This is a genomic window from Magnetospirillum sp. SS-4, assembly GCF_902729425.1.
Classification (GTDB): domain Bacteria; phylum Pseudomonadota; class Alphaproteobacteria; order Rhodospirillales; family Magnetospirillaceae; genus Phaeospirillum.
Map to the genome: position 1 here is coordinate 19,281 of NZ_LR746531.1, position 17,257 is coordinate 36,537.

Here is a 17,257-nt window from a genome sequence, read left to right on the forward strand (position 1 = left end):
CGTTCGGACATGGCCCTGGAAGCCATGATCGACGGCGGCGCCATCCGGCCCGGCGAGGCGGTCGACGACGAGGCGGAACTGACGGCGGCGGCGGTGCTGGTGCCGCTGGTCGAGCGACCCGGAGGGCTGAGCGTCATGCTGACCAAGCGCACCGCCCATCTGGCCCACCACCCCGGCCAGATCAGCTTTCCCGGCGGCCGGCTGGAAGAGGTCGACAACGGCGACCTGATCGCCTGCGCGCTTCGCGAAACCGCCGAGGAAGTCGGGCTGGACCCCGCCCTGATCCGGGTCCTGGGCCGCCTTGACGACTACGTCACCGGCACCGGCTTCATCGTCACCCCGGTGGTCGGACTGATCCGGCCGCCGTTCCAGTTGTCCCCCGATTCGTTCGAGGTGGCCGAGGTGTTCGAGGTGCCGCTGGATTTCGTCCTGGACCAGGCCAATCACAGCCTGGAACGGCGCGAGGTCCGGGGCCGCCAGCGGCCGTTCTGGGCGCTGACCTGGAACGACAGGCTGATCTGGGGCGCCACCGCCGGAATTCTCGTCAACCTGTCCGACGTGCTGGCGGATCGTGGCTAGGGACAGGCTCGGCACCGGAGGTTCGCTGGCGCTGAGGCCGGGCGATCCCATCGGACAACTGGAACCGCAGGTCTGGATGGAGGCGCCCGAGACCCGAGCCGTCATCGCCGCCCTGCGCGCCGACGGCGCCGAGGTCCGCTTCGTCGGCGGCTGCGTCCGCGATTCGGTGCTGAAGCGTCCCATCAAGGACATCGACATCGCCACCCCCGACCCGCCACAACGGGTCCTGGCGCTGCTGGACGAGGCCGGCATCCACGCCATTCCCACCGGCATGGATCACGGCACCGTCACCGCCGTCATCGGCAAGGCCCATTTCGAGATCACCACGCTTCGGGTGGACGTGGAAAGCTTCGGCCGCCATGCCCGCATCGAGTACACCGACAACTGGCTGGTGGACGCTTCGCGCCGCGACTTCACCATGAACGCCCTGTCGGCCGATCCCGAGGGTCACATCTTCGACCCGTTCGACGGCCTGGCCGACCTGGGGGCGGGACGGGTGCGCTTCGTCGGCGATCCGGCGAGCCGCATCGAGGAGGATGGGCTGCGCCTGCTGCGCTTCTTCCGTTTTCACGCCCATTACGGCCGCCGCACCAATCTGGACGCCCGCGCCCTGGCCGCCTGCCGCAAGCTGGCCCCCCGGCTGGATGTCCTGTCGGGCGAACGGGTGGCCGGCGAGATGCTGCGGCTGCTGCTGGCCGACGATCCGGCGACGGTGCTGCTGGCCATGCACGCCAACGGCATCTTGTCCCACCTGCTGCCCGACGCTCGCGATTTCGGCCGCCTGCGGGTGCTGTCCTGGCTGGAAAGCCGGGGGCTGGCCCGCGACGAGATCGCCCCCGATTCCATCCGCCGGCTGGCCGCCATGCTGACCACCGACCGCCGAGGCGCCGAGGCGACGGGAGAGCGGCTGAAGCTGTCCGGACTCCAGACCAGACGGCTGGTGGCCATGGCCGAACCGCGGGTCGAGCTTCGCCACGACCTCGATCCGGCCGGAACCCGCCGGGCCTTGCGCAAGGTCGGAGAGGCCGAGTTCCGTGATCTGGCGCTGCTGGCCTGGGCCGGGCGGCGCAGCGTCGAGGCGCGGCCCTGCCCCGACGAAACCCGCGCCTGGACCGCCCTGCTGGACCTGGCGCGATCCTGGCGGCCGGTGGAGCTGCCCGTCAAGGGACGCGACCTCCTGGCCCTGGGACTTCCCCACGGCCCCGAGATCGGCCGCCATCTCGCCGCCATCGACGCCTGGTGGGAGGAACGTGACTACCGCCCCGACCGTCAGGCCTGCCTGGACGAATTGCGGCGCCGGCTGGATGGGAAGACGCCATGAACAAGGGACTGGCCGCCGCCGCATTGCTATTGCTCGTCCTGGCGGCAGCCTTCTGGCTCCAACCGCCGGCGCCGCCGCCCGACGTGGTGGAGGAAGGCGGCATGGCAGGCCTTGCCCGCATTCAGGCCGCCCTCGCCGCCGCCGCCGAGGGCAAGGCGACGACCGAACCGGCCGCCGAGGCTCTGCGCGCCATCCTGGCCGGCGACCTCGCCGAGGCCGACCGCCTGCTGGACGAGATCGAGGCCGAAATCGAGCACCACCTGCCGACCGAAAGCCAGATGCTCGCCGACCCCGGACAAGCCGGGCGCGAGGAATGGCTGGTGAGCTATTTCGAACTGCTGCCCGAGGCCGAGGACGCCGATCCCCAGGTTCGGGGTTTCAATCGCCTGGCGGTGGTGCTGCGCAAGACCGACGCCCTGCTGCTGGCCGAGGCCTTGGCCGATCTGAGAGGCTATGACCTGGTCAGCCGCCGCTCGGCCCAGCCCTCGGCGCTGGATGGCGCCGGGCTGCGCCTGCCCTGCCGGCTGACCCGGACCCATCCGGCCCTTACGGAAGGCGCCGGCCGCTTCCTGGGCAAGCTGGCCGACCGGCGGACCGCCCCGCTCACCGACTGTCCATAGGTTCCGTATGGATATGCTATTGGGTCAGGAGGCCTTGAACATGCCTCGGTTCACTCCCTTATCCATCATCATGGTGTAGCGTCTCGGAGCAAGGGGAACGATCATGATCGTCAAGACCATTCTCAAGGCAAAATCCCGCGGGACGGGCATCGTCACCATATCCCCCGACACACCGGTCGGCGATGCGGCCCGGCTTTTGGCCCAGCACCGCATCGGCGCCCTGCTGGTGATGACCGGCGACACCGTGGCCGGCATCCTGTCCGAACGCGATATCGTGCGCGGACTGGCCCAGGCGGTCGACGTCTGTTCCACCGCCCAGGTCCGCGACCTGATGACGTCCGAGGTCTTCGTCTGCGGCGAGGACGACACCGTCGAGCACCTGATGCAGGTGATGACCGCCAAGCGCATCCGCCACCTGCCGGTGATGGACGGCGACGGCAAGGTCGCCGGCATCGTCACCATCGGCGACGTGGTCAAGTCGCGGCTGGACGAAACCAGGATGGAGGCGGATTCCCTGCGCGATTACGTGATGGCGGGGCGGTAGGACGCCACAGACGCTCTATTCCACCACGATGTCGTGGGTGTATTCGAACACCTCTCCGGTCTCGTCCCACCATGACAGCTTGATCTTGCCGCTGGCGGTGGCGACGGCGAAGAAGCTGCTGAACGGGTTGGACGAGACGGCCTGATACCAGTCGGCGCTGACCACCGGCTCTCCGTTCCAGGTACAGGTGAAACGGTTGACGATCCGCCGGGGGATGGGCTTGCCGGCGGCGTCCTTGCGCTGGCCGGTCTCCATGTCGTGGCTGAGCTGGGTCTTGATCTCGATGATCTCGCCCTTCTTGGCCTTGGCGGGAATGCGAACCTTGACCCGATCGGAATTGGCCATCGTCATCCTCCGCATCCACCGATGGTGACCTTGACCTCCTGGCGGGTCATCCAGACCGAACCGTCGCTGAGTACGGCATAGGCCCGCACCATCTGGGTCTTGGCCAGACGCATGCGGAAATTGACCTCGGCCCGGCCGGACCGGGGGGTCAGGTACCATGACGCCACCACCGGATAGGGATTGCCCTCGGCCAGGACATGGATGGCCTTGACGTAATCGGCCGGCGTCATGGGGCTGTCCACCGACACCCCGACCGGCTCGTTGGTGCCGCTTTCCGCCACGTCCTTGATCTTGAGGTGGACCCGGCCCTCCTTGGCGGTGAACGGCCCCATCAGCTTGCGGGCATGGCCGTCGGCGTCCGCGGCCTGGGCCCGCGCGGGCGGCGCCAGGGCCGAGGCGACGGCGGCGGCGGCGGCGGCGCCGGTCGCCAGCAAATGGCGGCGGCTGAGGGCTGCGTGGATATCCACCGGATCGTCTCCCTCTATTCGGTCATGCGGGACTTTCGATGCTAATGGAGCCGGCCACCCCGGCGCAACAGCTATATGATAAGACTGTGATATTGTCGTCGAATCTAGTAGCCTGCGACCACGCAGAATATTAGTGTGTCCTGATTAACTGGGGAGGATGCATGATGGCCGCCACCGGAAAGTCCATGTCGCTGATCGTGACCAAGGGGACCCTTGACTGGGCCTATCCTCCGTTCATCCTGGCGACCACCGCCGCCAGCATGGGGTTGGAAGTCAGCATGTTCTTCACCTTCTACGGCCTGACCCTGCTGAGGAAGAAGCTGGACCTGCGGGTGACCACGCTGGGCAACGCCGCCATGGAGATGCCGATGATGGGCATGCACATGGCGATGCCCAACCTGATGGGGGCCATGCCGGGAATGGAAAGCCTGACCACCACCATGATGAAGAACCTCATCAAGAAGAAGGGGGTGGCCTCGATCGAGGAATTGCGCGATCTGGCGGTAGAGGCCGAGATCCGCATGATCGGCTGCCAGATGACCCTGGATCTGTTCGAATACCAGCCGGGCGACCTGATCGACGGCATCGAGCTGGCGGGGGCCGCCACCTATATCGAGACCGCCACCAAATCCGACATCAATCTGTTCATCTGAGGGAGAAACGCACCATGTCGAAGACCGTTCTGGATGTGAAGGGCCTCAACTGCCCGCTGCCGATCCTGCGGGCCAAGAAGGCGATCAAGGACATCGCCACCGGCTCCGTGCTGGAGGTGATCGCCACCGACCCGGGCTCGGTCAAGGATTTCGACGCCTTCTGCCGCCAGACCGGCAACGAGCTGGTCAGCCAGAAGGAAGCCGGCGGCGTCTATACCTTCGAGATCAAGAAGGGGGCGTAATCCCCCTTTTCCCACCGGCCGGCGCCGGGTTACCTGGGCTTCCAGGCCCGCGCCAGCCGTTCCGCCTCAGCCAGCTGGTCCGGGGCGAGGCTTGCCGCGACCTCGGCCCGCAGGGCGGCGAGGCGGTCGTGGTCGTCCGTCCCGGCCGTCGGCCCCGACAGGGCCAGACTTAACCAGACATGCGCCCGCACCGGGTCGACGGCGACGCCCGTCCCCTGGGCGTGGAGACGGCCAAGCGCCGCCTGGGCTGGACGGTTGCCCTGTTCAGCGGCCATGCGGTACCAGCGGGCCGCCTCCACCATATCCCGGCCCACCCCCTCTCCGGCCTCGTAGAGACGGCCGATCCTGACCTGGGCGGCCATGTCGCCGTGATCGGCCAGCGAGCGCAGCGTCTGAATCATGGGCGAGGTCTCGGCGGCCGGCGCCACCCCACCCCATAGGGTCGTCAGTAGAACACCCCACATCACGACGACATATTTCATCACCGCGCCCCGCTATGTATCATTCCCTTGCATCCCCCGCACGAACCACCACATGATGTTGGCGAAACATCTCTGGAGGTCAATATGTTGACCGCAGACCCCGAGGAAATCACCCGTTCGGCGCACCGCATGCTGGTCAGCTACGGCGCCCACGCCATCGATATCGCCCGTGAACGGGTGCGCGAGGCCGGGCGCCCCCACGATATCCGCGAACAGGATATCGCCTTCCTCGTGCTGTCCGAGGTCGAAAGGCTGGTGCGGCGCCAGGGCGCCGGACCGTCCTGACGCCGCACTCACCCCCTATCGGTTCAGCGCGCTGACCAAGGCCTTCAGCGAGGCCATGGTGATGCCCGAATCCGTGGCGACGCCGTGGACGTTGCGGCCATCGGTGCCGGTGATCTGGACATAGCAGGCGGCCTGAGCATCGGCGCCGCCGCCAATGGCGTGCTCGTGGTAGTCCCGCACCTTGACGGCAAGGCCGAGTTCCTTGTCCAGGGCATGGACAAAGGCGTCCAGCGGACCGGCGCCAACCCCCTGGACCACCCGCTCCTTGCCGTCGAGAGCAATGGTGGCGGTCAGCGCCCGCTGCCCCCCCTTGCCCACCGGCACGGTGGTGTAGTCCACCAGTTCAAGCCTGCCGGTCCGGAAATAGGTGTCGCGGAACGCCTGCATGATCTCGGCCGAATTCAGTTCGCGGCCCTCGCGGTCAGCGATGTCCTGGACGATGCGGGCGAACTCGATCTGAAGCTGGCGCGGCAGTTCAAGCCCGTGATCGCGTTCCAGCACGGCGGCGATGCCGCCCTTGCCCGACTGGCTGTTGATGCGGATCACCGCCTCGTAGGTGCGACCGACATCGGCCGGGTCGATGGGAAGGTAGGGAACTTCCCACATCGGGTTGTTGGCGGTCTTGCGCGCCGCGAATCCCTTCTTGATGGCGTCCTGGTGCGAACCGGAAAACGCGGTGTAGACCAGATCGCCGGCATAGGGATGACGGGGATGGACCGGCAGCCCGGTGCAATACTCGGCCGCGCGGCGGATCGAATCGATGTCGGACAGGTCAAGGCCGGGGTCGACGCCCTGGGTGTAAAGGTTGAGCGCCAGCGTCACCACGTCGACATTGCCGGTGCGTTCGCCGTTGCCGAACAAGGTTCCCTCCACCCGGTCGGCGCCCGCCATCACCGCCAGTTCCGCCGCCGCCACGCCGGAGCCACGGTCGTTGTGGGGATGGACCGAGACGACCAGGGACTCGCGGTTCCGAACGGTGGCGCAGAACCACTCGATGACGTCGGCGTAAAGATTGGGGGTCGACATCTCCACCGTGGCAGGAAGGTTGCAGATCAGCGGCCGGGCCGGCGTCGCCCCCCATTCCGCCGCCACCGCCTCGACGATCTCCACCGCGAAATCGGGCTCGGTGCCGGTGAAGCTCTCCGGCGAGTACTGAAGCGTGACCTCGCCCTCGGGCCGCGCCGCCGAAAGCTGGCGGATCAGCCTGACCCCCGCCAGGGCGAGATCGACGCAGCCCTGGCGGTCGATGCCGAACACGATGCGGCGCTGGGCCTCGGAGGTCGAGTTGTACAGGTGGACGATGCACCTCTTCGCCCCCTCCAGCGCCTCGAAGGTGCGGCGGATCAGTTCGTCCCGCGACTGCACCAGCACCTGGATGGTGACGTCGGCGGGAACATGGCCTCCCTCGATCAGGGCGCGGATGAAGTCGAAATCGGTCTGCGAGGCGGCGGGAAAGCCCACCTCGATCTCCTTGAACCCCATTCCCACCAGGGTGTCCCACATGCGCATCTTGCGGTCGGTGCCCATGGGGTCGATCAGCGCCTGATTGCCGTCGCGCAGGTCGACGCTGCACCAGACCGGCGGCCTGGAGATGACGGCGTCCGGCCAGGTGCGGACGGCGGGACGGACGGTGGCGTAGGGGCGGTACTTGCTCTGGGCGGCGGGCATCATGGCCTCGACCTCCTTCTTGTCTGAAACGTTGCGGCCCTTGACGTTCGGCCGCCGGGCGGCCATGCGGATCAGGCCCGGCGACCGCGGAGTAGTCGCAACGCCAGCAGGGCGGCACGAACGGGAGAACGGCGGAGAGGGAAGGAGAGTGACGACATCAGGGCAAATCCGACCAAGAGTGCTGGAACGCGCGAAATCCCGGCGTCGTCCTTACGACACCGGGCGGCTAAGCAGCAGCAGGGCGGTTGCGGCAATGGTCATCATGGCCCAACACTGCCCCAGGACCGGCGGGCGCGTCAAGGATTTCGGACGATGCCCGGCCCACGCGGCCGCCGGCGATTAACAAAATTTCAGGGGCCGGATCGGCAAGGCGTGCCTATACTGCCGGCCATGTTTGACCTTCCCTTCGATTTCCCGCCGTTCGAGGCGGGCAGCGTCTGGCTGGTGGGCGCCGGGCCGGGCGACCCTGGCCTGCTGTCGCTGCTGGCCTTGCATGCGCTGAGGAACGCCGATCACGTCATCCATGACGCCCTGGTGGATTCCCGCATCGTCGCCCTGGCGCGGCCGGGCGCGGTGACCGAGGCCATGGGCAAGCGCGGCGGCCAGCAATCCTCGTCCCGGCAGGCCGACATCACCGAACGCCTGATCGAACTGGCGAAGCAGGGGTCGCGGGTGTTGCGGCTGAAGGGCGGCGACCCGTTCGTGTTCGGACGCGGCCCGGAGGAGGCGCTGGCCCTGGCGGCCGCCCACATCCCGTTCCGGGTGGTGCCCGGCATCACCGCCGGCATCGGCGGACTGGCCTATGCCGGAATTCCGGTGACATCCAGGGACACCAACGCGGCGGTGGCCTTCGTCACCGGCCACGGCGCCGACGGCGACATCCCCGACGGGTTCGACTGGGATGCCCTGGCCCGAGGCGCGCCGGTCCTGGTGTTCTACATGGGACTGAAGCATCTGGAGCGCATGGTGGCGCGACTGCTGGCGGCCGGGCGCAAGCCCGCCGAACCGGTGGCGGTGGTGTGCGACGCCGCCACGCCGCGGCAAAAGGTGGTTGAAACCACCCTGGCCGATCTGGCGGCGACGGTGGCGGTGGCCGGCCTGGTCCCGCCGGCCCTGCTGGTGGTGGGCGAGGTGGTCGGGCTGCGCTCGCGGCTGGACTGGTGGCGGCCGGAATGAGCGAGCAAAGCGAGCGCCCGGCACTTGAGGGGCTGGCCTTATGAGCGACCTGGGGACGTTGCTCCAGTCCGGCATGGCCATCTGCCGGACCGGCATGGATGGGCGCGAGGGACTGATCGGCGGCCTGTTCCTGACCGGGTTGGTCGGCAGCCTCAGCCATTGCGGCGGCATGTGCGGCCCGTTCGTGCTGTCGCAGGTGGCGGCCCGCATGCAGTCCCTGCCGCCGGATCGCATGACCGAAACGCGGAGACTGGCGGGAGCCGCCCTGCTGCCCTATCATCTCGGCCGCGCCACCACCTATGCCGGACTGGGGGCGCTTGCCGCCTCGCTGGCCGGGCTGGCGGGCGGAACCCCCGCCTTCGGCTGGGTGGCGGCCCTGCTGCTGTCCCTGGCCGCCCTGGCGCTGCTGGCGCTGGCGGTGCCGGGATTGCGGGGAATGGCCGGCAGCGGCGAGACCTGGTGGTCGGCCCGCGTCGGCCGGCTGGCGCGGCCGCTGTTCGCCAGCCCGTCCGGCTGGCGCGGCTGGCTGCTGGGGGTGGCGCTGGGCTTCATTCCCTGCGGCCTGCTTTACGCCGCCCTGGCGGCGGCGGCGGCGGCGGGCAATCCGGTGGCCGGCGCCCTGGGCATGCTGGCCTTCGCCGCCGGAACCGTGCCCATGCTGATCCTGGTGGGGGCGGTCGGCCACGCCGCCCTGGCCCACTGGCGCGGGCCGCTGCTGCGGCTGGCGCCGGCGATGCTGATTTTGAATGCCGCTGTGCTGGGCTTTATGGCCTGGCGGATGCTCGTGACCTGATGCCGGAGACCAAAGTAATGAAATTCTCGCGTACCCTGATCGTCCTGACCGGATTAGTGGTGGTGGCCTTCGTCGTCATCGGCGTTCGCATCGTCATCTGGACCGGCGGCAACAGCGAGGCCAGCAAGCCCATCCCGGCCATCGGCGGACCGTTCACCCTGACCGACCAGGACGGCAAGGCCGTATCCGATCGCGACTACCGCAACCGTTACATGCTGGTGTTCTTCGGCTACACCTATTGTCCGGACGTCTGTCCGACCACCCTGTCGACGGTGGCCGGCGCCATGGAGAAGCTGGGACCAAGCTTCGCCAACAAGGTGGTTCCCATCTTCATCACCGTCGATCCCGAGCGCGACACCGTCGCCGCCATGAAAACCTATGTGGAGGCGTTCGGCTTCGGCATCCAGGGACTGACCGGCACACCCGAGCAGATCACCCAGGTCGCCAAGGATTTCAAGGTCTACGCCGCCAAGGTCAAGGGCGACACCCCCGACAGCTATTCCGTCGACCATTCCGCCATTCTCTATCTGCTGGGACCGGACGGGCGCTTCGTCGCCCACTTCACCCACGGCATCTCGGTGGACGACCTGATCGCCGGACTGAAGAAGCACATTGGGTAACGGGCTTGTCATCGCCGCGCCGTCCTCGGGCAGCGGCAAGACCTCGGCCACCCTGGGCGTGCTGCGGCTGCTGGCGCGGCGCGGCCTCAAGGTGGCCTCGGCCAAGGTGGGGCCGGATTACATCGATCCGGCCTTTCACGCCGCCGCCTCGGGACGTCCCTGCTTCAACCTCGACAGTTGGGCGATGCGGCCGGCCACCGTCGCCGGCCTTGCCGCAAGGCTGGCGGAAGACGCCGAACTGGTGGTGTGCGAAGGCGTCATGGGCCTGTTCGACGGCGCCTTCGTGCCGGCCGGCCAGCCCGACGGCAGCACCGCCGACCTGGCGGCGCTGACCGGCTGGCCGGTGGTGCTGCTGGTCGACGGACGCGGCATGACCGGATCGGCGGCGGCGGTGCTGGCGGGATTCGCCGGGCTGCGGCCGGACGTCTCGGTCCGGGGTGTCATCTTCAACCGGGTCGCCGGCGAGCGCCACAAGGCCGCCATCGCCGACGCCTGCCGGCGCGCCTGTCCCCATATCCGCCTGCTGGGCTTTCTGCCCGCCGATTCCGGCCTGGAACTGCCGTCCCGCCATCTCGGCCTGGTCCAGGCCTCCGAGCGGAGCGATCTCGCCGCCTTTCTCGATCATGCCGCCGGCCTGGTGGAGACCCACCTGGACATGGAGGCGCTGGTGGCACTGGCTTGTCCGTCGCGTCTGCCCGCCCCGGGACACGCGCCGTCCTTGCCGCCGCCGGGCAACCGGGTGGCGGTGGCCAGCGACATCGCCTTCGCCTTCGCCTACGCCGCCCTGCTGGAGGGCTGGCGCGCCGCCGGAGCCGAGATCCTGCCATTCTCGCCGCTGGCCGATCAGGCTCCCGATGCCTCGGCCGACGCGGTCTATCTGCCGGGAGGCTATCCCGAGCTGCATGCCGGAAAACTGGCCGGCAATTCCCGCTTTCTCGGCGGCCTGCGCGACGCCGCCCGGCGCGACGCCGCCCTGTTCGGCGAGTGCGGCGGCTACATGGTGCTGGGCCGCGTCCTGATCGACGCCGACGGGACCGCCCACGAAATGGCGGGATTGCTGGAACTGGAGACGTCGTTCGCCACCCGCCGCCTGCATCTCGGCTACCGCCGCGCCCGCCTGCTGGCCGACGCGCCGCCGGGCCGGGCCGGCGACGGCTTTCGCGGCCACGAATTCCACTATGCCTGCATCTTGCGGGAAGACGGCCCCCCCCTGTTCCAGGCCGGCGACGCCGCCGGCTCCGAGATCGGCCGCCACGGATTGATCAACGGCCGGGTGGCCGGATCGTTCATTCATCTGATCGACCGGGCCTGACGCGCCCCGATTCCCGGTCCCGCGCCCCCGTCGGCGGACGAAGGCAGGAGAGCCCCGCCACGTCAAGCCGAAATACGCATGCCGATACCACATAATTTTATTGCACGACGCCATCGTTTTTTGTAACGAATGAACCGTCGAATGACTCGTATCAAGGGGGATCAGCGATGCTGTACCAGTTGCACGAATTCCAGCACCATGCCTTCGCCCCCATGCGGCTGCTGGCCGAGACCATGCAGACCGTCTACAGCCATCCCTGGGTGCCGCTGTCCTACACCCGGTTCGGACGGGCGGTGGCGGCCGGCGCCGAGCTGATCGAGCGCACCACCCGGCGCTATCCCAAGCCGCCGTTCAACCTGCCCACCACGATGGTCGACGGCGAGGCGGTGGGAGTGACCGAGGAGGTGGTGCTGGCCACCCCCTTCTGCCATCTGCTGCGTTTCCGCCGCGCCCTGCTGGGCCGGCGTGACCCCAAGGTCCTGCTGGTGGCGCCCATGTCCGGGCATTTCGCCACCCTGCTGCGCGGCACCGTCGAGACGCTGCTGCCCGAACACGACGTCTACATCACCGACTGGATCGATCCCCGTCATGTGCCGCTGTCCGAGGGTGAATTCTCCCTGGACGACTACATCGACCTGATTTCCGAGTTGCTGACCTTCCTGGGGCCCGACACCCACATCATCGCGGTGTGCCAGCCCTCGGTGCCGGTGATGGCGGCGGTGTCGCTGATGGCGGCCGAGGATCATCCCTGCCAGCCGCGCTCCATGACCCTGATGGGCGGACCGATCGACACCCGCGCCAACCCGACCAAGGTCAACGAGATGGCCACGCAAAAGCCGCTGGAGTGGTTCGAGCGGACCGTCATCCACACCGTGCCGGTCGGCTATGCCGGTCGCGGCCGGCAGGTCTATCCCGGTTTTCTCCAGCTTCAGGGCTTCATGAGCATGAACCTGGAGCGCCATGTGGGCGAGCATGTGAAGCTGTTCCAGAACATGGTGCGGGGCGATGGCGATTCCGCCGAGGAGCACCGGGCGTTCTACGACGAATACCTGTCGGTGATGGACCTGCCGGCGGATTACTACCTGCAAACGGTGCGCAAGGTGTTCCAGGAACATCACCTGCCGCGCGGAATCATGGAATCCCGCGGCCGGCGGGTCGATCCGTCGATGATCCGCCACACCGCCCTGATGACGGTGGAAGGCGAGAAGGACGACATCACCGGGCTTGGCCAGACGCGGGCGGCGCACGATCTGTGCGTCAACCTGGACCCGTCCAGGCAGCGCTATCACCTTCAGCCCAAAGTGGGCCATTATGGCGTTTTCAATGGCCGCCGCTGGCGCGAAGAGGTCTACCCCCATGTCCGCGAATTCATCCGCACCCACGACCGCGACTGAAGCCGAGGCCCCGTTCTGGCTCACCACCCCGCTTTCGGCCATGACCGACGAGCAGTGGGAAAGCCTGTGCGACCGTTGCGGCCGCTGCTGCCTGCACAAGGTCGAGGACGCCGACACCGGCCGTGTCCACTATACCGAGGTGGCCTGCCGGCTGCTCAACCTGGGCACCGCCCAGTGCAAGGACTATCCCGGCCGCTGGAACCATGTGCCCGATTGCGTCCAGCTCAGCCCGGCGGCCATGCGCCATATCCAGTGGCTGCCGTCCACCTGCGCCTACCGTCTGCTGTCGGAGGGCAAGCCGCTGGCGTGGTGGCACCCCCTGGTGTCGGGCGACCCCGATTCCGTGCACCGCGCCGGCATCTCGGTGCGGGGCCGGGTGGTGGCCGAGGCCCGCGCCGAACTGCTGGACTACCATATCGTCACCTGGCCGGAATAAGGCGCGTCCCCCGCACCGCTTCAGCCCGGGCCGAACATCCGGCTGAGGCTGCGGTGGCCGGCCAGCTGATGCAACACCCCCAGCAAGGGATGGACCGCCAGATAGGCCCACATCAGCGGGGCCACGGCCTCGTGAGCCTCCTTCACCATCCGCACGGCCGGCGGCCATCCGCCAGTGGGAGCCGCCCCCACGGCCAGAACCGCCCCGCTCGCAGCCAGGAACAAGGCAAGCAGCAGGCCGATTCCCTGGATGGCGGCCGGCAGCGGCCGCGACTGGGTTTCCGCCGGCAGGCGGCACCGCCTCAGTTCCCTTCCGGTGGCCCGGACGTCATCGGCAAGTTCGGCCAGACGTCGCCGCGAGAACCAGGGAAACAGCATCGGCGCCTCGCCCTGGGCGACGCTTCGGACCGCCACCCACAGCCAATAGGCCATCACCACGGCCAGAACCGCCAGTCCGACGCCTTCGTGAACCTCGTACCAGACATTGGGCAACCGCCCCGGCTTGGGGTGAATCATCACCAGGCTGTTCAGCAGTTGCGCCGTCACTCCGGCGGCGACCAGCAAATGCAGGATTCGGGTCAAGGGGTCGTATTTCATGGCGGTCTCCGACGGACGGGCTGTCGATTCGGGTCGACTGAAGACACTTTATCCGCGGCAAGCTGAACCGAACCTGACCGCTTCGTTCATTCCCGGTTCAGACTCGCCCGGCCCGGGCCGCTCCGGTGGAATGATTGTTTTCATTGATGCAAACAATCATTCCACCGCCCTCAGGCAACGCGCCCTGGACGCATTCCACGAGCGTCCGCCAGAGCCTTGCGCCAACGGCATTGGTGGCATTCCCCCACCCGTCCGATCCCACCCGAATCCCCTGGCACGGCATTTGCGGTCTCTGCATCGCACAACCGAGATCACGACGTCCGGACGGCCGCGATGGCGCCTTCCGGATTTCGCCAGCCCGACGCGCCAGACAAGGTGGGGGACAATGTACGACGACACCGAGATTTCCCGCGAGATCGCGAACCGCTTCAATATCGAGCGCCGCGACTTCCTGAAGTTCTGCGCCGCCATGGCCGCGACCATGGGCCTGCCCAAGGGGGCGGACGCCGAGATCGCCAAGGCCATCACCGCCAAGGAACGCCCTAGCGTGATCTGGCTGCATTTCCAGGAATGCACCGGCTGCACCGAATCGATGCTCAGGGCCGAGCATCCCACCATCGAGAAGCTGATCCTGGAGATCATCTCGCTGGATTACCACGAGACCCTGTTCGCCGCCGCCGGCCATCAGATCGAAGCCGCCCGCGAGGCCGCCATGAAGAAGAACTGGGGCAAATACGTCCTGGTGGTGGAAGGCGCCATTCCGGTCAAGGACAACGGAATCTACTGCAAGGTCGGCGGCAAGACCGCCCTGCAACTCACCAAGGAAGTCGCCGAAGGCGCCGCCGCGGTGATCGCCATCGGGTCCTGCGCGTCGTGGGGCGGCATGCCGTCGACGCCGCCCAATCCCACCGGCGCCTCGGGCGTGCCCGAGATCCTGGCCGGCAAGCCGGTGGTCACCATCCCCGGCTGTCCGCCCAATCCCTACAATTTCCTGTCCACCGTGGTCCATTTCCTGACCTTCGGCGCCCTGCCGGCCCTCGATCACCTGGGACGGCCGAAATTCGCCTATTCCCGCCTGATCCACGAGAACTGCGAGCGCCGCGCCCATTTCGACGCCGGCCGCTTCGCCCTGGAATTCGGCGACGAGGGCCACCGCAAGGGCTATTGCCTGTACAAGATCGGCTGCAAGGGGCCCGAGACCTACGCCAACTGCCCGTCGATCCTGTTCAACGATGTGGGCTCGGGGTCGTGGCCGGTGGGCACCGGCCATCCCTGCATCGGCTGCACCGAAAAGGGCATCGGCTTCCACAAGCCGATCCACGCCCTGGCCGAGTTGCAGAACCAGCGCCCGCCGGCGGGGTATCCCCGCGTGGTCGAGGAGCAGGGAACGGGTGCCTCCATCGCCGCCATCGCCACCGTGGCCGCCGTCGGCGGCCTGGCCATCGGGGCCGGCGCCAAGCTGGTGGGCAACCTCGGCAAGAACGAGAACGGCCAGGATTCCGGCAAGCAGGGGTAAGTCGTCATGACCATCACCAGACGCAACTTCCTGCGCCAGGCGGCGGGTGGAACGGCGGCGGCAGCCGCCTGCGCCACCCTGGCCCCCAGCCCCGCCGAAGCGCGCGACAACCTGAAGGTGCCCGAGAAAGCCATCGGGCTCTTGTACGACTCGACGCTGTGCATCGGCTGCAAGGCCTGCATGTCCGGCTGCAAGGACGCCAACAACCTGCCTCTGGAGGACACCATCGGCGAAAAGCTGTGGGACACGCCGCTGGAGCTGTCGGGCAAGACCTACACCGTCATCAAGATTTACCAGCACGGCACCATGGCCAACAAGGACAAGGCCGAGAACGGCTTCGCCCACATCAAGCGCCAGTGCCTGCATTGCGTCGATCCCTCCTGCGTTTCCGCCTGCCCGGTCTCGGCCATGCAGAAGCGTCCCGAGGACGGTGTCGTCACCTACAACAAGGACGCCTGCATCGGCTGCCGCTATTGCGTCGCCGCCTGCCCGTTCGGTGTCCCCCAGTTCCAGTACGACACCCCCAAGCCGGAAATCGCCAAGTGCCAGCTGTGCAAGCACCGGCTGGCCGAGGGCAAGATCCCGGCCTGCGCCGAGCAATGCCCGACCGGAGCCACCCTGTTCGGCACCCATCAGGCGCTGTCGGCGGAAATCGCCCGGCGCAAGGCCATGAAGCCGGGCGAGCCCAACCTGTTCCCTCGGCGCACCATCGATTCGGGCGACAATCACGAGAAGGCGGCGGCGGAATACGTCGATCACGTCTACGGCGAGAAGGACGCCGGCGGCACCCAGGTCCGCTACCTGTCCGGCGTGCCGTTCGACAAGCTGGCCCTGCCGGTCGGCCTGCCGGAACGGTCCTACGCCGCCGATTCCGAGACGCTCCAGACCACCTTGTACGGCGGCCTGATCCTGCCGGGAATCGCCCTGGCCGGACTGGTGGCGGCGGCATGGCGCGGATCGAAGACCCATCACGACGATGACGACCAAGGGGGGCAGAATCATGGTTAACCACCCCATCCCGAGCGAGGTCGCCCGCCGGCTGCAAAAGCCCCGGGACGGCCACGCCGCCATCGGCGGCCCGCTGTTCACCCCCTTCACCCTGGCGCTGGGCGTCCTGATCGCCGTCGCGATGTACTTCCTGGCCCAGCGCTTCATTTACGGCCTGGGCGCGGTCACCAACATCAACAACGGCTATCCCTGGGGTGTCTGGGTGGTCTGGGACGTGGTGATCGCCACCGGCTTCGCCTGCGGCGGCTACGCCATGGCCCTGGTCACCTACATCCTCAACAAGGGCGAGTACCACCCCCTGGTCCGCCCGGCGCTGACCGCCTCGCTGTTCGGCTATTCGCTGGGCGGCCTGTCGGTGCTGATCGATCTCGGCCGCTACTGGAACTTCTGGCACATCCTGTCGCCCACCTACGCCCAGCCCGGCTCGGTGATGTTCGAGGTCGCGGTCTGCATCAGCCTCTACGTGGTGGTGCTGTGGATCGAGTTCTCGCCCGCCTTCCTGGAACACCTGGGGCTGAAGGACGTCAAGGCCAAGCTGAACAAGGTCATGTTCATCTTTATCGGCCTCGGCGTGCTGCTGCCCACCATGCACCAATCGTCGCTGGGCTCGCTGCTGGTGGTGTACGGCTACCAGATCCACCCGCTGTGGCAGACGCCGCTGCTGCCGCTCTTGTTCCTGCTGACCGCAATCTGCATGGGCTTCGCCATCGTCATCCTGGAGGCCACCCTGGCGGCCGCCGGATTCAAGCGCGACATCGGACCGGAACTGCCCCTGCTTTCCAAGATCGGCAAGATCATCATGGGCATCCTGGTGGCCTATCTGGTCATCCGCATCGGCGACCTGATCGTCAGGGGCGCCATGGGCACCGCCTTCACCTCGGGCACCAAGAGCGTGATGTTCATCATCGAGATGGCGCTGTTCGCCTATCCCGTGGCGGTGCTGTCCAAGCCGGCCAACCGGGCACGGCTGTCCAGGTTGCTGGCGGCGGCCATGAGCATGCTGACCGGCGCGGTGCTGTACCGCATCGACGCCTTCCTGGTGGCCTACGACACCGGCCCCGGCTGGAGCTACTTCCCCAGTGCGCCCGAGATGCTGGTCACCATCGGAGTGATCGCCGTCGAGGTGCTGGCCTATATCGTTTTCGTCCGGAAATTCCCCGTTCTACCCGGCCACTCCACCACCGCGGCCGCCGAGTAAGG

The 17,257-nt window shown here is 67.6% G+C and carries 21 protein-coding genes; 16 read left to right on the forward strand and 5 right to left on the reverse strand.

All coding sequences use genetic code 11. From position 1 onward, the window contains the following. Nucleotides 1-9: 9 nt before the first annotated feature. From MTBSS4_RS20355 to MTBSS4_RS20370, 4 genes are all read left to right on the forward strand, one after another. The gene (locus tag MTBSS4_RS20355) at nucleotides 10-579 is read left to right on the forward strand and encodes a CoA pyrophosphatase (protein ID WP_254432685.1); all 570 of its coding nucleotides are present in this window, start codon (nucleotides 10-12) and stop codon (nucleotides 577-579) included. Beyond that, nucleotides 572-1,900 (forward strand): CCA tRNA nucleotidyltransferase, encoded by a 1,329-nt coding sequence (locus MTBSS4_RS20360; protein WP_368667809.1) that lies wholly within the window; start codon nucleotides 572-574, stop codon nucleotides 1,898-1,900. The genes MTBSS4_RS20355 and MTBSS4_RS20360 overlap by 8 nt, the downstream gene beginning before the upstream one ends. Next, nucleotides 1,897-2,520 (forward strand): hypothetical protein, encoded by a 624-nt coding sequence (locus MTBSS4_RS20365; protein WP_173985209.1) that lies wholly within the window; start codon nucleotides 1,897-1,899, stop codon nucleotides 2,518-2,520. The genes MTBSS4_RS20360 and MTBSS4_RS20365 overlap by 4 nt, the downstream gene beginning before the upstream one ends. Nucleotides 2,521-2,623: 103 nt before the next feature. Next, nucleotides 2,624-3,064 (forward strand): CBS domain-containing protein, encoded by a 441-nt coding sequence (locus MTBSS4_RS20370; protein ID WP_173985210.1) that lies wholly within the window; start codon nucleotides 2,624-2,626, stop codon nucleotides 3,062-3,064. Between the two features lie 15 nt (nucleotides 3,065-3,079). On the opposite strand, the gene soxZ is transcribed toward MTBSS4_RS20370, so the two are convergent. Both soxZ and MTBSS4_RS20380 read right to left on the reverse strand, forming a co-directional pair. Then, entirely contained in the window at nucleotides 3,080-3,409 is a 330-nt protein-coding gene (gene soxZ / locus MTBSS4_RS20375) for a thiosulfate oxidation carrier complex protein SoxZ (RefSeq protein ID WP_173985211.1), read from the reverse strand. A gap of 2 nt (nucleotides 3,410-3,411) precedes the next feature. After that, entirely contained in the window at nucleotides 3,412-3,876 is a 465-nt protein-coding gene (locus tag MTBSS4_RS20380) for a thiosulfate oxidation carrier protein SoxY (RefSeq protein WP_254432686.1), read from the reverse strand. 161 nt (nucleotides 3,877-4,037) lie between these two features. Between MTBSS4_RS20380 and MTBSS4_RS20385 the strand changes: the two genes are divergently transcribed. Both MTBSS4_RS20385 and MTBSS4_RS20390 read left to right on the forward strand, forming a co-directional pair. Then, nucleotides 4,038-4,529 (forward strand): DsrE/DsrF/DrsH-like family protein, encoded by a 492-nt coding sequence (locus MTBSS4_RS20385; protein ID WP_254432687.1) that lies wholly within the window; start codon nucleotides 4,038-4,040, stop codon nucleotides 4,527-4,529. A 14-nt stretch (nucleotides 4,530-4,543) separates the two neighbouring features. Continuing rightward, on the forward strand, nucleotides 4,544-4,771 hold the full coding sequence (locus tag MTBSS4_RS20390; protein WP_173985212.1) for a sulfurtransferase TusA family protein: 228 nt from the start codon (nucleotides 4,544-4,546) through the stop codon (nucleotides 4,769-4,771). A 29-nt stretch (nucleotides 4,772-4,800) separates the two neighbouring features. Here MTBSS4_RS20390 and MTBSS4_RS20395 read toward each other — a convergent pair whose 3' ends face one another. After that, a complete protein-coding gene (locus tag MTBSS4_RS20395) occupies nucleotides 4,801-5,253 on the reverse strand; it encodes a tetratricopeptide repeat protein (protein ID WP_173985213.1) in 453 nt (150 codons plus the stop codon). Between the two features lie 84 nt (nucleotides 5,254-5,337). Here MTBSS4_RS20395 and MTBSS4_RS20400 point away from each other — a divergent pair, with 84 nt between their 5' ends. After that, nucleotides 5,338-5,538: a hypothetical protein gene (locus MTBSS4_RS20400; protein ID WP_173985214.1), complete on the forward strand. Its 201-nt coding sequence runs from the start codon at nucleotides 5,338-5,340 to the stop codon at nucleotides 5,536-5,538. Between the two features lie 15 nt (nucleotides 5,539-5,553). Here MTBSS4_RS20400 and leuA read toward each other — a convergent pair whose 3' ends face one another. After that, nucleotides 5,554-7,209, reverse strand: a complete 1,656-nt coding sequence (leuA, locus tag MTBSS4_RS20405) for a 2-isopropylmalate synthase (RefSeq protein WP_173985386.1) — start codon at nucleotides 7,207-7,209, stop codon at nucleotides 5,554-5,556. A gap of 387 nt (nucleotides 7,210-7,596) precedes the next feature. Here leuA and cobA point away from each other — a divergent pair, with 387 nt between their 5' ends. The 6 genes from cobA (at nucleotide 7,597) to MTBSS4_RS20435 (ending at nucleotide 12,937) form a co-directional block, all read left to right on the forward strand. Further along, nucleotides 7,597-8,382, forward strand: a complete 786-nt coding sequence (gene cobA / locus MTBSS4_RS20410; RefSeq protein ID WP_173985215.1) for a uroporphyrinogen-III C-methyltransferase — start codon at nucleotides 7,597-7,599, stop codon at nucleotides 8,380-8,382. Nucleotides 8,383-8,422: 40 nt separating this feature from the next. Then, a complete protein-coding gene (locus tag MTBSS4_RS20415) occupies nucleotides 8,423-9,175 on the forward strand; it encodes a sulfite exporter TauE/SafE family protein (RefSeq protein WP_173985216.1) in 753 nt (250 codons plus the stop codon). Between the two features lie 17 nt (nucleotides 9,176-9,192). Further along, nucleotides 9,193-9,795 (forward strand): SCO family protein, encoded by a 603-nt coding sequence (locus MTBSS4_RS20420; RefSeq protein WP_173985217.1) that lies wholly within the window; start codon nucleotides 9,193-9,195, stop codon nucleotides 9,793-9,795. After that, the gene (locus tag MTBSS4_RS20425; protein ID WP_173985218.1) at nucleotides 9,788-11,107 is read left to right on the forward strand and encodes a cobyrinate a,c-diamide synthase; all 1,320 of its coding nucleotides are present in this window, start codon (nucleotides 9,788-9,790) and stop codon (nucleotides 11,105-11,107) included. The genes MTBSS4_RS20420 and MTBSS4_RS20425 overlap by 8 nt, the downstream gene beginning before the upstream one ends. 167 nt (nucleotides 11,108-11,274) lie before the next feature. Continuing rightward, the gene (locus MTBSS4_RS20430; RefSeq protein ID WP_173985219.1) at nucleotides 11,275-12,501 is read left to right on the forward strand and encodes a polyhydroxyalkanoate depolymerase; all 1,227 of its coding nucleotides are present in this window, start codon (nucleotides 11,275-11,277) and stop codon (nucleotides 12,499-12,501) included. Further along, nucleotides 12,464-12,937, forward strand: coding sequence for a YcgN family cysteine cluster protein (locus tag MTBSS4_RS20435; protein WP_173985220.1), 474 nt, complete (start codon nucleotides 12,464-12,466; stop codon nucleotides 12,935-12,937). Before MTBSS4_RS20430 ends, MTBSS4_RS20435 begins: the two co-directional genes overlap by 38 nt. Nucleotides 12,938-12,957: 20 nt before the next feature. Here MTBSS4_RS20435 and MTBSS4_RS20440 read toward each other — a convergent pair whose 3' ends face one another. After that, nucleotides 12,958-13,533 (reverse strand): cytochrome b/b6 domain-containing protein, encoded by a 576-nt coding sequence (locus MTBSS4_RS20440; RefSeq protein WP_173985221.1) that lies wholly within the window; start codon nucleotides 13,531-13,533, stop codon nucleotides 12,958-12,960. 385 nt (nucleotides 13,534-13,918) lie between these two features. Here MTBSS4_RS20440 and MTBSS4_RS20445 point away from each other — a divergent pair, with 385 nt between their 5' ends. From MTBSS4_RS20445 to hybB, 3 genes are read left to right on the forward strand one after another with little or no spacing between them, the layout of a single operon-like run. Beyond that, a complete protein-coding gene (locus MTBSS4_RS20445) occupies nucleotides 13,919-15,049 on the forward strand; it encodes a hydrogenase small subunit (protein ID WP_173985222.1) in 1,131 nt (376 codons plus the stop codon). Nucleotides 15,050-15,055: 6 nt separating this feature from the next. Next, nucleotides 15,056-16,057: a hydrogenase 2 operon protein HybA gene (gene hybA, locus MTBSS4_RS20450; protein ID WP_173985223.1), complete on the forward strand. Its 1,002-nt coding sequence runs from the start codon at nucleotides 15,056-15,058 to the stop codon at nucleotides 16,055-16,057. After that, nucleotides 16,050-17,255 (forward strand): Ni/Fe-hydrogenase cytochrome b subunit, encoded by a 1,206-nt coding sequence (hybB, locus tag MTBSS4_RS20455; protein WP_173985224.1) that lies wholly within the window; start codon nucleotides 16,050-16,052, stop codon nucleotides 17,253-17,255. The genes hybA and hybB overlap by 8 nt, the downstream gene beginning before the upstream one ends. The last annotated feature ends 2 nt before the right edge of the window (nucleotides 17,256-17,257 follow it).

What these genes read in the sequence shown, in the direction of transcription:
- MTBSS4_RS20415 (WP_173985216.1), top strand. Translation starts at nt 8,423, where the DNA reads ATGAGCGACCTGGGGACGTTGCTCCAGTCCGGCATGGCCATCTGCCGG.
- MTBSS4_RS20385 (WP_254432687.1), top strand. Translation starts at nt 4,038, where the DNA reads ATGATGGCCGCCACCGGAAAGTCCATGTCGCTGATCGTGACCAAGGGG.
- hybA (WP_173985223.1), top strand. Translation starts at nt 15,056, where the DNA reads ATGACCATCACCAGACGCAACTTCCTGCGCCAGGCGGCGGGTGGAACG.
- MTBSS4_RS20445 (WP_173985222.1), top strand. Translation starts at nt 13,919, where the DNA reads ATGTACGACGACACCGAGATTTCCCGCGAGATCGCGAACCGCTTCAAT.
- MTBSS4_RS20365 (WP_173985209.1), top strand. Translation starts at nt 1,897, where the DNA reads ATGAACAAGGGACTGGCCGCCGCCGCATTGCTATTGCTCGTCCTGGCG.
- MTBSS4_RS20400 (WP_173985214.1), top strand. Translation starts at nt 5,338, where the DNA reads ATGTTGACCGCAGACCCCGAGGAAATCACCCGTTCGGCGCACCGCATG.
- MTBSS4_RS20440 (WP_173985221.1), bottom strand. Translation starts at nt 13,533, where the DNA reads ATGAAATACGACCCCTTGACCCGAATCCTGCATTTGCTGGTCGCCGCC.
- MTBSS4_RS20395 (WP_173985213.1), bottom strand. Translation starts at nt 5,253, where the DNA reads ATGAAATATGTCGTCGTGATGTGGGGTGTTCTACTGACGACCCTATGG.
- hybB (WP_173985224.1), top strand. Translation starts at nt 16,050, where the DNA reads ATGGTTAACCACCCCATCCCGAGCGAGGTCGCCCGCCGGCTGCAAAAG.
- cobA (WP_173985215.1), top strand. Translation starts at nt 7,597, where the DNA reads ATGTTTGACCTTCCCTTCGATTTCCCGCCGTTCGAGGCGGGCAGCGTC.
- MTBSS4_RS20390 (WP_173985212.1), top strand. Translation starts at nt 4,544, where the DNA reads ATGTCGAAGACCGTTCTGGATGTGAAGGGCCTCAACTGCCCGCTGCCG.
- MTBSS4_RS20435 (WP_173985220.1), top strand. Translation starts at nt 12,464, where the DNA reads ATGTCCGCGAATTCATCCGCACCCACGACCGCGACTGAAGCCGAGGCC.
- leuA (WP_173985386.1), bottom strand. Translation starts at nt 7,209, where the DNA reads ATGATGCCCGCCGCCCAGAGCAAGTACCGCCCCTACGCCACCGTCCGT.
- MTBSS4_RS20355 (WP_254432685.1), top strand. Translation starts at nt 10, where the DNA reads ATGGCCCTGGAAGCCATGATCGACGGCGGCGCCATCCGGCCCGGCGAG.
- MTBSS4_RS20420 (WP_173985217.1), top strand. Translation starts at nt 9,193, where the DNA reads ATGAAATTCTCGCGTACCCTGATCGTCCTGACCGGATTAGTGGTGGTG.
- MTBSS4_RS20370 (WP_173985210.1), top strand. Translation starts at nt 2,624, where the DNA reads ATGATCGTCAAGACCATTCTCAAGGCAAAATCCCGCGGGACGGGCATC.
- soxZ (WP_173985211.1), bottom strand. Translation starts at nt 3,409, where the DNA reads ATGGCCAATTCCGATCGGGTCAAGGTTCGCATTCCCGCCAAGGCCAAG.
- MTBSS4_RS20430 (WP_173985219.1), top strand. Translation starts at nt 11,275, where the DNA reads ATGCTGTACCAGTTGCACGAATTCCAGCACCATGCCTTCGCCCCCATG.